Origin of the sequence: Desulfosarcina ovata subsp. ovata, from assembly GCF_009689005.1 — a bacterium.
In the GTDB taxonomy this organism is placed as follows: domain Bacteria; phylum Desulfobacterota; class Desulfobacteria; order Desulfobacterales; family Desulfosarcinaceae; genus Desulfosarcina; species Desulfosarcina ovata.
This window is the reverse complement of the sequence record NZ_AP021879.1, coordinates 5,821,625-5,835,662: the sequence shown is the minus strand read 5'-3', so window position 1 is coordinate 5,835,662 and position 14,038 is coordinate 5,821,625. Positions and strand designations below refer to the sequence as shown.

15 protein-coding genes are annotated in these 14,038 nt (G+C 54.7%); 5 read left to right on the top strand and 10 right to left on the bottom strand.

Annotation, left to right across the window (positions count from 1 at the left end):
- Nucleotides 1-135: 135 nt before the first annotated feature.
- The 4 genes from GN112_RS25550 (at nucleotide 136) to GN112_RS25535 (ending at nucleotide 3,065) form a co-directional block, all read left to right on the top strand.
- Nucleotides 136-1,353 (top strand): EAL and HDOD domain-containing protein, encoded by a 1,218-nt coding sequence (locus tag GN112_RS25550; protein ID WP_155312772.1) that lies wholly within the window; start codon nucleotides 136-138, stop codon nucleotides 1,351-1,353.
- Nucleotides 1,354-1,482: 129 nt separating this feature from the next.
- Nucleotides 1,483-1,812: a thioredoxin gene (gene trxA / locus GN112_RS25545; protein ID WP_155312771.1), complete on the top strand. Its 330-nt coding sequence runs from the start codon at nucleotides 1,483-1,485 to the stop codon at nucleotides 1,810-1,812.
- Nucleotides 1,813-1,935: 123 nt separating this feature from the next.
- A complete protein-coding gene (locus GN112_RS25540; protein WP_155312770.1) occupies nucleotides 1,936-2,622 on the top strand; it encodes an outer membrane protein assembly factor BamD in 687 nt (228 codons plus the stop codon).
- On the top strand, nucleotides 2,619-3,065 hold the full coding sequence (locus GN112_RS25535; protein WP_155312769.1) for a 2-thiouracil desulfurase family protein: 447 nt from the start codon (nucleotides 2,619-2,621) through the stop codon (nucleotides 3,063-3,065). Before GN112_RS25540 ends, GN112_RS25535 begins: the two co-directional genes overlap by 4 nt.
- On the opposite strand, the gene GN112_RS25530 is transcribed toward GN112_RS25535, so the two are convergent.
- Nucleotides 3,062-3,259: a hypothetical protein gene (locus tag GN112_RS25530; protein ID WP_155312768.1), complete on the bottom strand. Its 198-nt coding sequence runs from the start codon at nucleotides 3,257-3,259 to the stop codon at nucleotides 3,062-3,064. The two genes, GN112_RS25535 and GN112_RS25530, sit on opposite strands and share 4 nt — an antisense overlap.
- Before the next feature lie 286 nt (nucleotides 3,260-3,545).
- On the opposite strand from GN112_RS25530, the gene GN112_RS25525 reads away from it, so the two are divergent.
- Nucleotides 3,546-3,797, top strand: coding sequence for a hypothetical protein (locus tag GN112_RS25525; RefSeq protein WP_155312767.1), 252 nt, complete (start codon nucleotides 3,546-3,548; stop codon nucleotides 3,795-3,797).
- A 108-nt stretch (nucleotides 3,798-3,905) separates the two neighbouring features.
- On the opposite strand, the gene GN112_RS25520 is transcribed toward GN112_RS25525, so the two are convergent.
- From GN112_RS25520 to GN112_RS25475, 9 genes are all read right to left on the bottom strand, one after another.
- The gene (locus tag GN112_RS25520; RefSeq protein ID WP_162459121.1) at nucleotides 3,906-4,835 is read right to left on the bottom strand and encodes a radical SAM protein; all 930 of its coding nucleotides are present in this window, start codon (nucleotides 4,833-4,835) and stop codon (nucleotides 3,906-3,908) included.
- Between the two features lie 216 nt (nucleotides 4,836-5,051).
- Entirely contained in the window at nucleotides 5,052-5,600 is a 549-nt protein-coding gene (locus GN112_RS25515) for a NifB/NifX family molybdenum-iron cluster-binding protein (protein WP_155312765.1), read from the bottom strand.
- A gap of 56 nt (nucleotides 5,601-5,656) precedes the next feature.
- A complete protein-coding gene (locus tag GN112_RS25510; protein ID WP_331457545.1) occupies nucleotides 5,657-6,499 on the bottom strand; it encodes an Mrp/NBP35 family ATP-binding protein in 843 nt (280 codons plus the stop codon).
- A 337-nt stretch (nucleotides 6,500-6,836) separates the two neighbouring features.
- Nucleotides 6,837-8,222 carry an MBL fold metallo-hydrolase gene (locus GN112_RS25505; RefSeq protein ID WP_155312764.1) on the bottom strand — a complete coding sequence of 462 codons (1,386 nt, stop codon included), beginning with the start codon at nucleotides 8,220-8,222 and terminating at the stop codon, nucleotides 6,837-6,839.
- 97 nt (nucleotides 8,223-8,319) lie between these two features.
- Nucleotides 8,320-9,042, bottom strand: a complete 723-nt coding sequence (gene prxU, locus GN112_RS34585) for a thioredoxin-dependent peroxiredoxin (RefSeq protein WP_231717139.1) — start codon at nucleotides 9,040-9,042, stop codon at nucleotides 8,320-8,322.
- 384 nt (nucleotides 9,043-9,426) lie between these two features.
- Nucleotides 9,427-11,505, bottom strand: coding sequence for a tetrathionate reductase family octaheme c-type cytochrome (locus GN112_RS35065; RefSeq protein WP_155312761.1), 2,079 nt, complete (start codon nucleotides 11,503-11,505; stop codon nucleotides 9,427-9,429).
- Nucleotides 11,502-12,707: an NrfD/PsrC family molybdoenzyme membrane anchor subunit gene (nrfD, locus tag GN112_RS25485; protein ID WP_155312760.1), complete on the bottom strand. Its 1,206-nt coding sequence runs from the start codon at nucleotides 12,705-12,707 to the stop codon at nucleotides 11,502-11,504. Before nrfD ends, GN112_RS35065 begins: the two co-directional genes overlap by 4 nt.
- Nucleotides 12,704-13,627: a hydrogenase 2 operon protein HybA gene (gene hybA, locus GN112_RS25480; protein WP_155312759.1), complete on the bottom strand. Its 924-nt coding sequence runs from the start codon at nucleotides 13,625-13,627 to the stop codon at nucleotides 12,704-12,706. Before hybA ends, nrfD begins: the two co-directional genes overlap by 4 nt.
- Before the next feature lie 15 nt (nucleotides 13,628-13,642).
- Nucleotides 13,643-13,870 carry a hypothetical protein gene (locus tag GN112_RS25475; RefSeq protein WP_155312758.1) on the bottom strand — a complete coding sequence of 76 codons (228 nt, stop codon included), beginning with the start codon at nucleotides 13,868-13,870 and terminating at the stop codon, nucleotides 13,643-13,645.
- Nucleotides 13,871-14,038 lie beyond the last annotated feature (168 nt).

The following is a 14,038-nucleotide window of genomic DNA, read 5'->3' as shown; positions in this document are numbered from 1 at the left end:
GATTGTCAATTTTTCCAATAATGGTTTTGTGGTTAGGGGAATATTCCGCCTGCCCGATGGCCTGGAGGAGGGGATTTTTTGCCGCTTGTTCCGTTCCGATCACCAATGAAGTGATCCCATGGGGGTGAGGTTGAAATGGAAGATGTTTACGTTGCCCGGCAGCCCATCTTCAACAAAAAAAAGGCGGTGGTCGCCTATGAACTGCTGTTTCGAGACGGTGCGGTCAACCAGGTACCGGTCATTCATGGGGATGTGGCAACAAAGACCCTGCTGGCCAATACGTTTTTCACCATCGGTATCAACGCCCTCGCAGAGGGGAAAAAAACGTTTATCAACTTCACCCAGAATCTTCTGGAAAACAAAATCCCCTTGCTTTTGCCCAAGGAAACCACCGTTGTCGAAATTCTCGAAGATGTCCAACCCGGTCCGGCCCTGATCAATTCCTGCGAGGAGTTGTCTGCCGCCGGCTATACCCTTGCGCTGGACGATTTCGTGTATGCGCCGGAACTCGATCCCCTGATCGCCCTGGCCGATATTATTAAGTTTGATTTCCGTCTGACACCGGCAACAGAACTCAATGCCGATCTGAAGCGACTGCCTATCGATCGTCTGCATCTGCTGGCCGAGAAAGTGGAAAGCATCGAAGAATTTGAATCGGCCCTACAGATGGGCTTCGATCTGTTTCAGGGCTATTTTTTCTGCAAGCCGGAAATTGTTCAAGGACGTGAGGTTCAAGGTTTCCAGCTGAACCTGATGATGATCATGGCTCAGATTAACAGCGGGCGTTTCAGTTTGAAGGACCTTGAAAATATCATCGTCAGAGACATGGGCATTTCCTATAAATTGCTAAAATATGTCAATTCCGTATTTTTCGCCCGTGTCCGCAAGCTTTCATCTGTCAAGCAGGCCCTCGTTTATCTGGGCGAAAATGAGATTCGCCGTTTTGTCTCCCTGGTCGCCATGTCCCGATTGGCAAAGGGCAAGCCCGACGAGTTGATTCGTATGGCCTGCGTGCGCGGCAAGTTTTGTGAATTGCTAAGCGATGATGCCCGGGAAAGGACGTCTCCGTCGGAAATGTTCACCCTGGGGATGTTTTCCCTGATCGACGCGGTAACGGATCAGCCAATGGACAAGGTTCTCGGGGAACTGCCGCTTACCGATTCGATAAAACTTGCTCTGATCCACAAAAAGGGCCGCCTGGCCAGGTTTATCGAACTGGTGACGGCTTATGAAAACGGGCGCTGGTCAGAGATCACTCAACTTGCTGAAGCGCTCAAGTCCGATGATGCCAAAATCCCGGCTTTCTACCTGCGGGCCTGCCAGTGGGCCGATACCGCTAAAAATGCCGTCTGAAGCGGTCCTTTTGGGACCCCGCCGGCCACAGCCGGGGTCGCAGGGAACAGTTGACAATAATGGGGCTTGTTATTATGTTGGATGAGGTTTCTCAGCCATCCCCAACTTTAATCGAAAGGACAATCCAATATGGCAGCCGGTATCATGGAAATAGAGGACAGTAGTTTTGATGCTCAGGTCATTAAAAGCGAGCAACCCGTCGTGGTTGATTTCTGGGCTCCGTGGTGCGGTCCCTGTAAAGCGATCGGACCCATTCTGGACGAACTGGCCGACGCTTACGGAGATAAAGTAAAGTTCACCAAGTGCAACGTGGACGACAACCCCGTAACGCCGGGCAAGTTCGGCATTAAAGCAATTCCCACGCTGATTTTCTTCAAAAATGGCGAAGTGTCGGATCAGATTACCGGCATGGTCGCGAAAGCCAAACTGGAAGAGGCCCTTAACAGTGTTCTCTCCTAATGTAATTGCATTCCTTTTCTGATCGCCAACTGGCCGGCGATGCCTTGTTAAAAAGTCATCGCCGGTGGTGGTTTTACCCATGGGAATTTCCGGGTTCCCTTTTGCAGCAGGATATTGACACTAATGAAACGTTTGCTGCTTGTCTGCATGAGCGTGTTGCTGGTCTGTTCAGGATGTGCTTGGTTTGAAGGCCATCGAGGGGATAAAACCGCCCAGGAACTGGTTCAGGACGGTGTCGACCTGTTTAGCAACGGCCATTATATAAAAGCGATCGAATCTTTTGAAAAATTGCGTGACTGGTATCCTTTCTCAAAATACGCGATCCTGGCTGAACTGAAGATTGCTGATGCGCATTTCAATCTTAAATCATACGCCGATGCCATTTTTGCCTACGAGTCGTTCGAACAGTTGCATCCACGCAACGAAGCCATTCCTTACGTGATTTATCGTATCGGTCGGTCCTACTTCAACCAGATGGGGACGCCCGATCAGGACCCATCGCATACGGCAAAGGCACTTGAAACCTACCAGCGGCTGGCTCGGCAATATCCGGACGACGCCTATGCCAGCATGGCCAGGAATGACATGGTGGCCTGCTATCAGAACCTTTCCGAACATGAATTTTATGTCGGCGTGTTCTACTACAAACAGAAGAATTACAAAGCGGCCAAAAATCGTTTTCTTGCCGTGGTGGAAAAGTACCCGGACGTCGGGCACCATCACGCTGCGCTGACCTACCTGGCAAATTGTGATCTCTGGATTCAGACCCAGGAAGAACCGGAAGAAATTGCTTCCGCACCCGCACCATGATTCTTGTCAGTGCCTGCCTTTGCGGTCAGCCCTGCCGTTATGACGGACGGAGCAAATCCCATCCACGATTCATGAATTGTCAGGCACGGGACGGCGTCTTACCAATATGCCCGGAGCAGTTGGGGGGATTGTCCACCCCGCGGACCGCCTGTAGCCTGGTTGGCGGTGACGGGGCCGATGTGCTGGCAGGCCGGGCAACGGTGGTCGATCGATTCGGCGCGGATCGCACCCAGGCCTTCATCCAAGGGGCCCGGCGGACCCTCGAAATGGCCGAGGATCATGGTATCCGGCGTTGCTGTCTGAAAGCCAAAAGCCCGTCCTGCGGTTCCGCGACGTTGCGCCTGCCTGCCGACGGTGCCTGGCCCCAGGGATATCGGCCGGTATTGGGGGTGACGGCGGCGCTGCTGTTGGCCCACGGCATGCAGATTGAAGAGATCCCCTAAAACAATATCAATTTCATTTGGGCCAGCAGTTCATCCTTGTCTCTGCGGATCTGCTCCAGCGCTGCATCAGGCCCCAATCGGTCGATTTTAAAGGCAATCAATCGGCGCAAAGTTCGGTATTCCTTGCTTTTGGGATTTAGGCCCGCCTCGCTGAAGAGCATCATTGAACGGGCCATGGCTTGAAGTTTGTTCATACCGATTTTTCTATATGGAAATAAGGGACCCGGCAAGAAATAATTACGCCGTATCATACGCATGATCTGAACCTGGCCGGCCTCCGGGTGGCCGCAGATAATCGGCCCCAAGAATCGAGTTAACAAAGAAAAGAGCGAGACATACCCTCCCCAATCCTCTGTCCTTACCATCAGCCACTGTTTGCACGTCATCTGCCTGCCATCCATTTGGCACGATTCGTGATTCTTATCTGTATGACGGTCATCGGAGATTGTTATTGAAATAAAAAAACATGGAGGGATTACCATGAACAGTGCAGCCTTAGCCAAACCCGTGTCCGGGGAAGATGTCGGTGATTGTCCGTACTGTGGTCAGCAGACCGTTCTCAGTCTGCCGGATAATTATGCCCCCGTATATGTCTATTGCAGTATTTGTGGCAAAAAATTCATTGCTGAACGCCTTGAAAAAGGCGTCCAACTGATGACCCTCGAAAGCGCGCCCTGTTTCAGCGACCCAGACTGCCGGGATATCGAGATGGGCGGCGGAGACGAGGAGTAGGGACAGCCCTGCCGCTAGATCCGGTTTGATTTGTTGGTAACGTTAAGTAACGTTCCTTTTCTGTCATGGTAACTGCCTTCATAACCGATCCTTACCATTCACGACCACTCAAATGGACCGGTAATAAACCTCCTGGTTTTTTAAATCGGCGTGAATCTGTTCCTTCTTCATGAGCAGCCCCAGGTATTTGGAGACTTCGTTGATATGCATCCCGAATGCCGTTTGGATATGTTGGATGGTGCAGGGCCGGCGTTTGAGCATGGCAAGAATGGTTTCTTCATTGGCTTTAATCGTTTCCGAGCGCTCGTTGCTGAATCCGGCGGCGATCTGGGCCGGTGGGTCGAACAGGCTGGCAAGCACCTCCATCTGGTCCATGGATACGGCCGCGGCAAAATTCTCGGCCGGAGGCCGGGCGATGGTGTTGAGATGGATGCGGTCCGGCTTCAGCTGGCGCGCCAGGAGGGCAATTTTTTCAACATCGATGGCCATGGCGTTAATACCGGAAAGCAGGAAGACCTCCAGCCACAACTGACCGTCATAGCTGTTGCGGAATTGTTTTAATCCATCGAAAAATGATTTGAATGCAAGTTGAGGATGAGGGCGGTTGACCCACTCGAAAGATTTCTGATCCCAGGCGCTCAGCGAAACTTTGACCACCCGGGCCAGGGCAGCGGCTTCCCGTACTTCCGGTACGTTTAAAAGGGTGCCGTTGGTTAACAGCACCGACGGAATGGGCTGATCGCGGAGAAACGCCAGCACCCGGCCAAACTCGGCATGCAGGGTGGGTTCGCCGGATCCGGAGAGGGTCAGGTAATCCGCATTGCCATCGGTTTGCAGCCAGTGGTCGATTTCAGCAATGACATTGGCTGTGGGGACGTACACTTTTCTATCTAACGTTTTTTGCGGCGTACGGCCTAACTGGCAGAAGACACAATCCAGGCTGCAAGTTTTGTAAGGCGTTAGGTCAATTCCCAGGGAGCGCCCGAAACGACGGGATGGCACCGGACCGAAAAGATATCGATAGTCGGGTTGTTTCATGGATGGCTCATTTCTTTCCATTTTTTAAGGCGATTGGCGGATAAGCATATACCAGGATGCACAGGATTTTCATTCGTATTCAAGGCGGGCTTTTTTACGCATAGTGGGGCTATGTGTGGAAAAGCCCAACGCAGAAGACGGATGAAAAGACAAGCAGGCGGACATATTCTTTGACATTAATCGCCTAACACCCGGAAGGCCGGGATCGGAAGGGTGCTATCGTCGACCACCCATACCTCGGCCGCCGCCCATGCCTCGGCCACCGCCGCCACCCATGCCCCGACCGCCCCCGCCCATGCCCCGGCCACCGCAACCGCCCATGCCTCGGCCGCCACCGCCACCCATACCCCGGCCACCACCGGCCATGCCTGGCTGTTGGACGCCTGGTACGGATGCGGACTGCACGACCCCGGATTTCTCGGGAACGTTCCCGCGGGTCGATGGGCTGAGAACTCCGTTTTTAAACTTCTCGACAACGTCTTTGATCATTCCGTGTTGACCGATGATTACCTTGATCGTCGTCTCGGCGAAAACCTGCATGGCTTTGGGGCCGCAGTTGCCGGTAATAACGGCCTCTACGCCTTTGGATGCGACTAGACTGGCCGATTGGATGCCAGCACTGCCCGACAGGTTGGCATTGGTGTTTTCAATCACTTCGTAACTCATGTCGTCCGTTTCAAGGATAATAAAATACTGACATCGGCCAAAGCGTTCATCGACGGTTGATTCAAGATTTTGACCGGCAGCACTGATTGCGATTTTCATTTTGTGATCTCCTTATTTGGTTTATGATCCTGCGACTCACCCTCGGCGTTGGTTCATCAACTTTGGGTGGCATCGGATATTTTTGATGCGATTTCACCGAAAACACGGGTCGCCGGGGTTTCGGAATACTGCTTCTGATAGGAGGCACCGGCATCCCCGCACTTCACGATATCGGGATCGAAGGGAATCCGTCCAAGCAGGTTCAACCCGGCCAAGGCGGCGGTACGTTCACCGCCCCCGGAACCGAAAATGTCGACCGGTTTTCCGCAGTGGGGGCAGGTGTAGCTGCTCATGTTCTCTATCAGGCCGAGAATTTCCATTTTGACCGTCCGACAGAAATTGATGGATTTTCTTACATCCGCCAGAGCGACTTCCTGGGGCGTGGTTACGATGATGGCCCGGGCGTCCTTGATCAGCTGGGCCACGGTCAGGGGTTCATCACCGGTTCCCGGGGGCGAATCGATGATCAGGTAGTCCAGGTCCCCCCATTCGACTTCGCCGATGAACTGTCGGATGGCACCGTGCTTGGCCGGTCCGCGCCAGATGATGGCATCATCCTTGTCAGACATGAGCGATTCAATGGACACCGCCGACAGGTTGTCGGAATATCGCATGGGGTCCAGCTTTCTATTTGCGTTGGCCGCCATCATTCCCATAAGCCCCAGCATCCTGGGGATGTCGGGACCGTGAATATCGACATCCAGCAATCCGACCTTAAACCCTTTGTCTGCCAGGGAGATGGCCAGGTTGACGGATACACTGGATTTGCCGACACCGCCTTTTCCGCTCATGACGATGATTTTGTTTTTAATCAGACCGAGAGATTGCCTGGCCTTTTCGTCCGGACTGGGTTCCGGCGGTTTGTCCATAATGTTGACGCCGGTCGGTTCTTTTTTCATGGGATTACCTCAAGGTTATGGTTGATGCCCCGTTGGCCTGCAGGAAATCAGGCGCTCTAACGAGTATTTGTTCAAAATCAACTTAAGCACAGGCACAGGAAACGTCAAGCTTTCTTTTGCATATGCTCATAAAAAAATGATGAAAATTACCGGTAGCGGTGTGTGTGCCCGTGGTGCCCTGTGCCAAGAAATGCCGGTATGAATAAAGACAATCAAAGCAAATCGAAACATGACCCCCCAATGCAACATTGGGGTGAAGACCGCATAAAAAAGTTGCCGGATGCTCTTTAAAAAGAGATCCGGCAGCCAAAATTCTCATCCCCGATCCTAACCCCAATTAAGCAGCGACCAACTGCAACCCCGCGTTGGACCACGCGAAAATACCGCCGGCCAGGGATTTGGCCCGCGAAAATCCCGCCTGGCGCAGGATGCTGGCCGCGATGTTAGAACGATAACCGCTGCCGCATTGCAGGACGATCTCTTCATCTTTTTCCTCTTCGGGGAGATGACCCGCGAGAATGTCCGAAAGCGGCAGATGCTTGGCCCATTTGATTCGGCCGGCCTCCCATTCGGCTGGCGTACGCACGTCGATAACACGGATGTTGCTGCTTTCCAGGCGCTCGGACAACTGCTGGGGAGAGATCTGTTCCAACTGGTCCACGGGCCGCCCGCTCATCAGCCACGCCATGATGCCACCGGAAAGATAACCGAAAATCAGATCATAACCAATGCGATGCAGCTCGGTGACCATGCGGTCGTAATCTTCGCGGTCATCCACCACCAAGAGAATTTCCGAGCTGGGGTCCACTACCATGCCGACCCAGTTGGCCAGCTGCTTCTCGAACCCGATGTTGATACTGCCGGGGATGTGAAAACCACCAAAGCCGGCCGAGTCACGGGCATCGATGACGACGGCGCCATCGTTCATCATCTCTTCGAACTGCTTGGGCGTCAGGCTCTTGTCCATGGGGCAGGCGTCCAGGGTGGCCGCCCCTTTGAGATTGGTCTGGATGATGTGGGAAAAGCTTTTGGGCCGGGCGGGGAAAACCGACATCACCTCCTTTTTAAACGCCTCGAAGGATTCGAATCGCAGCATGGGATTGGCCCGACGTTCGTAACCGAGGGTGGAACTTTTCTTGGCACTCATGCCCCGCCCGCACAGCGAGCCTTCGCCGTGGGCCGGAAACACTTCCAGATGATCCGGGTAGTTGGCCAGCTTGACGTAAAGGCTGTTGTACAAATTTTCGACCTGTTCATCGAGAATCTCCGCACCGGGCAGATCGGGACGTCCGATGTCGCCGACGAAAAGCAGATCACCGGTGAGCAGCATTTCCGGCTCCTCGGATCTGGCCTTGTCGGTTACCAGCATGGAGATGGAGTTGGGGGTGTGTCCGGGTGTATGCAACACTTCAATTTTGGCGGCGCCGAGATCGAAAACGTCCCCCTCTTTAAGATCCTTGTGTTTGTATTCGACCGGGGCACTTTCGTGGATATAGATATCCGCGCCCGTTGCCAAGCGCAATTCCTGATCGCCGCTGACATGATCGGCATGCACATGGGTGTTGATGATGTGGGTGATCTGCATGCCCTCCTCACGGGCAATCTCCAGATAGTCCTGCACATCGCGTTTCGGATCGACCACGGCCATGGCCTTGGCCCGCGGACAGCCGATCACGTAGGAAAGACACCCCAACCCGGGAACGGCGATTTGATTGAAATACATGTCCATCTCCTTTCTGTAAATATTGTTGAAGGTGGCCATGGGGACCCCGGCCGCTGCCAACAGACGAGCCTGCCGGGGAACCCATCAGCCTGCAATATTAGTCGAACGCCATGCTTGTTTTCCACTCCTTCCAGACGTTGCCGACCAGATCCGGACCCGGCTTGAGGGTCATCTTACCGGGTCGCCATCCCGATGGTGTGGCCTCTGCTCCCTTGGTCTTGCGGATCAGCTGGAAGGCTTGAACCTGTCTCAGGGTTTCCTGCACATTGCGACCCACCGGTGGCGTCAGCACCTCGTATCCCTGAATAACGCCGTCCGGGTCGATGATGAAGCGGCCCCGGTTTTCCACGCCGGCGGCATCGTTGTATATACCAAACAATTTTCCCACCTTGCCTCCGGCATCCGACAACATGGGAAAGGGCACCCCACCATCCACCATCTTGGATAGTTCATGATCATCCCACATCTTATGCACGAACATGCTGTCGATGCTCATGGAGAGAATTTCAACGCCCAGCTTCTGAAATTCAGGATAAGTTTCGGCGACCGCCGAAATTTCAGTGGCTCATACAAAGGTGAAATCACCGGGGTAAAAACAGAGCAGCACCCATTTGCCCAGATAATCCGACAGCTTGGCGTTGATGAACTTGCCCTTCTGATATCCCGGAGCCACAAAATCGGGTGCTTTTTCACCGACATGAATCATTTTCGTCTCCTCCTTGGTTGGTGCAACGATTGTCTCATTCGCGTTTTCTGGTACCTCTTCACCGACGGGTCCGCCAGTGGGCCGGGCACACCCGACCGCCACTTCTTCTGCCATGGTTTGCTCCTTTCGTTGATGGTTGCAAAAGCCTTGTTTCACGTTCACAAAACAGGGATATCTATTATCTGCGGAAATCAATTTTCCACAAAAATAGAAACGTTACCCGTAACGCTCGCGTTTGTGGTAAGTGAGAACGTCACCGTGAATGGGCTTCAACATGGTGAATATATGCTCTAAATTAAAGAAATTAAACTCGCCTGTCAAATCGATAATTAAACTTTTCCATGATAGGGGCGAGTTGGATAGATCGCATCAATGGGGTTCACTCGGGATGACTATAGAGGTATTTGCGGGTGCGATAGCGATCCCGGCCAGCCCATTCTCCCCAATACGGGGAGAATGGGCTGGCCGGGACATTGTCAATCGATTGGGATGATATAATTATTCTTGCGCCTTATATCCCATGGGCAGTTTCTTGAATCGCCCGCCGTAAATAATGGGATCGCCCTTGTACCCCAAAGATTTGAAGTCGATATAGTCTGTGCTGCCGACCAGATGGCTGACATCCCGGCCCATTGAGGCCATGTAGGAAAAGTCGGTGCCTTTGTGGGCAATGGACTTGAAATCGACATCGCGATTGTCCTGGTGGCAGCGGTCGCATGTCCGCTCGCCCTTGAGGCTGGCGTGGCATTGCACGCAGGAAAGCGCCATGTCGGCCGGCATCACCTCGTGTTCGACACCCCAGTACATATTGGTTCTAATCCATTCGTACTTGCCGGAATATTTCATATCGGCCGCCTTCATTCCGTCCGCAAAGGCCTTCTGCCAGTCACGGTGTTTCCAGTAGGCGGTCGTGTCATTCTTGTCCCGGGGATATAGATGGGGAACGAGCAGGTAGTCATACTCGGCATCCACCGCCTGGGTCCCCTTCATGATCTTGAACGGAGAGATTTTGGAATTGGGATCGTTGATGGAGCCCACCGGCTCGGTGATGTTGATCTCCGGCAGACTTCGGTCCAACGGGTCGCCCAAAAGCACCCGTTTCATGAATCCGCCGTACCAGGCGTAAACCGGCTTGGCCGACTCCTTCCAGATAAACTCGCCTTTTTTCCAGAGATAATCGTCCATCCCGTATTTATCTTTGATCACTTCACGCGCCTTGTCCCCCGCCTTTGACCAATCCCAGAACACTTTGGTGGGCTTGCATTTGGCGTAAAGCGGAGCATGGCAGGTGTTGCAACTGATGTTGTTGCAGTGCTTGTTCAGATGGTGATCCAAAAGGTCGTCCCCGTAATGAGGCGTATTTGAATGACAGCCCGTACACGACATGCTGCCCTCCACCACGGGAACCGAGGAACTGCGACCGGCGATCTTGTGGTTGCGGGTACGATGGCACTCGGAACATTGAAAATCGTACCCCCCCATGTGAATGTCGCAATTACGCGGCGGTTTTAGCAGTTGACGTGAGAGATCGGCATGTTTGACCGCCTCGCCGCCGCCACCGTTGAAGTGACAGTCTCCGCAGGTTTTGCGGGACGTCAGGCCGACGCTTTTGGCCACGGCCACCAGATCTACGGACGAATCCGGCATACCCGCCGCCGTGGGCGTTTTCTTGTAAGTGCCGGTGGTATCGTGACACACCAGGCAGTCGATTTTGGTCATATCGGTAAAATCAAAGGAATCGTCTTTCCAACCATAGCCGGCGTGACAACTGGTGCAACGAGCCTCGTTGCTGGTGATGCTGATTCAGAAGTTGTTCGTGGCAATGGTGGCCTTACCGAGATCGACCCTTTTTCCGTGGTCGAGGGTGTTCGGAGAGGGACCCTTCCAGAGCCAGTGGGCGGATTTGAGCATGTCTTCGCCGGCTGCCTGATGGCAGCGCAGGCATTCCGCCGTCACCTGGGATGGTTCCGGGTTTTCCGCCAGTTGAATCTTTTCCTTGTGATCGGGAACGTTTTTGCGATGACAGCCGGCACAGTCGATGGGACCCTTGTCCATCTCCCGGTGGCAGCCCATGCACTGCTGGTGATAGGCCGCCTTGAGCCCCAGCCGTTCGGGATGGCTTTTCTGGAACGGCTGCTGGTGACAGGCCGAGCAGCGCACGGTTTCCGACGCCGATTCATCCAGGGGCCGATGGTGGTGGCACAAGGCACAGTCCTTGGTCACCACGGCGTGTTTGCTGTGCATGAAGCGCACCGGACCGTAGTGGTCTTCGGTTTGGCGAATGATCGGGCTGTCCAGCAGAAAATAGCTTTCCGACTGATCCTTGACGCCCAGGCCCTGGTCCCGGAGTCGCTGCTGCCGGCACAGGCGGCATTCATCGCGTACGCCTTCCACGAAAGGAACCACCTCGGCGGCCCGCTTCTTGGCAGCTTCCTGGTCCGGGGCGACCCATTGGGTCGCTGCCGCCGGCTGCGGTGCCTCTGTCGGCGGCGCGGCGGCCTGAACTGGGACAATCAAACAAATCCCGGTCAGGACAATGGTGAAAAATAGTCGATGAACCGGTCCTGTTATGCTCATGGACGAACCTCCTGTTCCGGTCTGGCTAAGACGGGTAAATGAGTAATGATAAATCGATAAATGAACATCAATGTGGCGATCAGCCCCACGGTGACCAATATCTCACCGATGGACGGAAAATAATTGGCTTCGCTGATGGGCGGGCGGTATCCCACGACGAACACATTCAGACGATTGACCAGCACCCCGACAACGATCAGCGTGCAGGCGATGAACAGCCCGCGTCGGGAGCGGCGCACTGCCGGTGAGAGGAGCATCAACCAGGGCACGATCACACCGAAAATGAGTTCGACGAGAAACGCATTGGTTTGAGCCGTTCCATCCAAGAGATAGACATAGGTGCCACGCACCACCATGTCGCCCACCTTGAGGGCCAGGTAAAGCCCCAACAGAAAAATGGTGATGCGGGTCAGCGGCGTCAGCACCTTCATCTCCGAGTCGAGTTTAAGGGATGTCGTGGCCAGGGTGGTTTCGAACACCACCATGGGATAACCCACGGCAATCGCCGAAGTGAGAAACAGAAGCGGCAGGATGGGCGTGTACCAGAGCGGATGCAGCTTGGTGGGCGCGATCAGCATCAACGACCCCAGGCTGGACTGGTGCATGCAGGAGAGCACCACGCCAAGAATGATGAACACCCACATGATTTTCGGCAGAACCGCGTCGGCCAGGCGCAGCAGCCCGTCCACGGGCGCATTCAGGGCCGCCAGCGGTCCGGGCAGGTTGACCCGTCCCTTGAAGCGTTCGACGACAATGGGCAGAAATTCGAGGTAAAGTACGTTGAGGTAGAACATCACGCACATGGCCACCTCGAACAGCACCGAGGTGGGGTTCCAGTAGAGCATGGGCTTCCAGATGGCCCAGCTGCGACCGATATCCACCAAAAGCCCCAGGACGACAAAAGTATATCCCAGCATGGCGGTGAGCAGGGCCGGACGGACAACGGCCTCGTAATAGTGGCGGCCGATGATGTGGGCCAGGAAAGCGGTGGTAAACCCTCCGGCGGCCAGGGCCACGCCGGAGGCCACGTCCACCCCGATCCACAACCCCCAGGGCCGCGCGGTGGTCAGGTTGGAGACATAGCCGATACCGCCGATGAACCGCGCGATAATGGCGCCCCCCCCGGCGGCCATGAGCACGGCCAAAACGACCACACCGGGAGTCCAGAATTTCGCCTTGACAGGCGCTGCCTGATGGCTCATCGGTCACCTCCGTCCTTGTGGTTGTCGGCGCGGTCGCCTTTGTCTTTCGACGCCCACATCACCCCCCCCAGCATGCCGAAGAGCACAATCGGTGACCACAGGTAGCTGAACAGGCTGTGTTGGATCGTCTCCGCCAGCCGGGGCATGGGCGTTTCCGGCAGGCTGTTGAAGCCCAGCTTTTCAAACGGCACCCCCGAGAGGTACATCCAACTCGTGCCGCCGACCTCTTTCTCACCATACACATGATCGATGTAGCGGCCGGGATTATTTTTGATGCGTCGTTTGGCCTCGGCCAATATGTCACTGCGTCGGCCGAAGGTGATGGCCTCCACCGGGCAGATCTCGGCGCACCCGGGAAGTTTGTTTTCCGTCTGTACGCGCTCGTAGCAGAACGTGCACTTCATTACCCTTGGGGTGATGGGGTCGTGGTACTCATAGGCCGGGATCTCGAACGGGCAGGCCACCATACAGTAGCGGCAGCCGATGCATTTGCTTACGTCGTAGTGCACCGCACCGTTTTCCTTTTTGGACAGGGCCCCCACGATACAGGCCGAGGCACATGCCGGATCCTGGCAGTGCATGCATTGCAGTTTGACAAAGGTCGGGATCAGTTGGTCGCGTTCGTCAATCATCTCCGACGTATACCGGTTGACCACCGTGTAGGTACGCTCATCGGGGCGGCGATTGCGGTCCAGCACGGTCAGGTCTTCGAAACGCCGATCCGGCGCCGGTAGTCCGTTGACCCGGTTGCAGGCCTCTTCGCATTTGCGGCAGCCGATACAGCGGGTCAGATCCACCAGACAGCCGACCGGGTCCGATGGCGCCCTAGACTGCCATGCGCGGGCGGGCCGGGCCGATCCGGCTGCGGCGGTACCGGCGGCGGTTAGAATTTTAAAAAAATCGCGTCTGTTGATCCCCATAGCACCTCCCTATCATTATTTGCGAATAACCCGGATGTGGTAGCCTCTTTTTTTTTGCACGACATCGAAAAACAGGTCGGGCAGACTGCCGAGAATCCGCTTCAGGTTATCGACAACGTGGGCATCCGCGATCGTGGCCATGATGATGTCGCCGGGCTGCATTCCATCGATCGCCCGGTTGAAAGTCAGCACATTGACCGGCCAGGGGAGTTCATCGAGGTTGAGACGCATGCACGGCCCCATGATCACGCGGCTCCCGTTGGAGATTGCCAATACACAAAACGGTTGTCTCTGCGAGGGAGTGATCAATTCGCGTGCCGGTCGGCAGGTTGATTTCAATAATTTGGAAAACATATTGATTTATTACAGCATATTTATTGATTTTCAGATGGGTGTGATTCGGAACGAGGA

What these genes read in the sequence shown, in the direction of transcription:
- nrfD (WP_155312760.1), bottom strand. Translation starts at nt 12,707, where the DNA reads ATGAGCCATCAGGCAGCGCCTGTCAAGGCGAAATTCTGGACTCCCGGT.
- GN112_RS25540 (WP_155312770.1), top strand. Translation starts at nt 1,936, where the DNA reads ATGAAACGTTTGCTGCTTGTCTGCATGAGCGTGTTGCTGGTCTGTTCA.
- trxA (WP_155312771.1), top strand. Translation starts at nt 1,483, where the DNA reads ATGGCAGCCGGTATCATGGAAATAGAGGACAGTAGTTTTGATGCTCAG.
- GN112_RS25520 (WP_162459121.1), bottom strand. Translation starts at nt 4,835, where the DNA reads ATGAAACAACCCGACTATCGATATCTTTTCGGTCCGGTGCCATCCCGT.
- GN112_RS25530 (WP_155312768.1), bottom strand. Translation starts at nt 3,259, where the DNA reads ATGAACAAACTTCAAGCCATGGCCCGTTCAATGATGCTCTTCAGCGAG.
- GN112_RS25550 (WP_155312772.1), top strand. Translation starts at nt 136, where the DNA reads ATGGAAGATGTTTACGTTGCCCGGCAGCCCATCTTCAACAAAAAAAAG.
- GN112_RS25535 (WP_155312769.1), top strand. Translation starts at nt 2,619, where the DNA reads ATGATTCTTGTCAGTGCCTGCCTTTGCGGTCAGCCCTGCCGTTATGAC.
- GN112_RS25510 (WP_331457545.1), bottom strand. Translation starts at nt 6,499, where the DNA reads ATGAAAAAAGAACCGACCGGCGTCAACATTATGGACAAACCGCCGGAA.
- hybA (WP_155312759.1), bottom strand. Translation starts at nt 13,627, where the DNA reads ATGGGGATCAACAGACGCGATTTTTTTAAAATTCTAACCGCCGCCGGT.
- GN112_RS25505 (WP_155312764.1), bottom strand. Translation starts at nt 8,222, where the DNA reads ATGTATTTCAATCAAATCGCCGTTCCCGGGTTGGGGTGTCTTTCCTAC.
- GN112_RS25515 (WP_155312765.1), bottom strand. Translation starts at nt 5,600, where the DNA reads ATGAAAATCGCAATCAGTGCTGCCGGTCAAAATCTTGAATCAACCGTC.
- GN112_RS25525 (WP_155312767.1), top strand. Translation starts at nt 3,546, where the DNA reads ATGAACAGTGCAGCCTTAGCCAAACCCGTGTCCGGGGAAGATGTCGGT.
- GN112_RS25475 (WP_155312758.1), bottom strand. Translation starts at nt 13,870, where the DNA reads ATGGGGCCGTGCATGCGTCTCAACCTCGATGAACTCCCCTGGCCGGTC.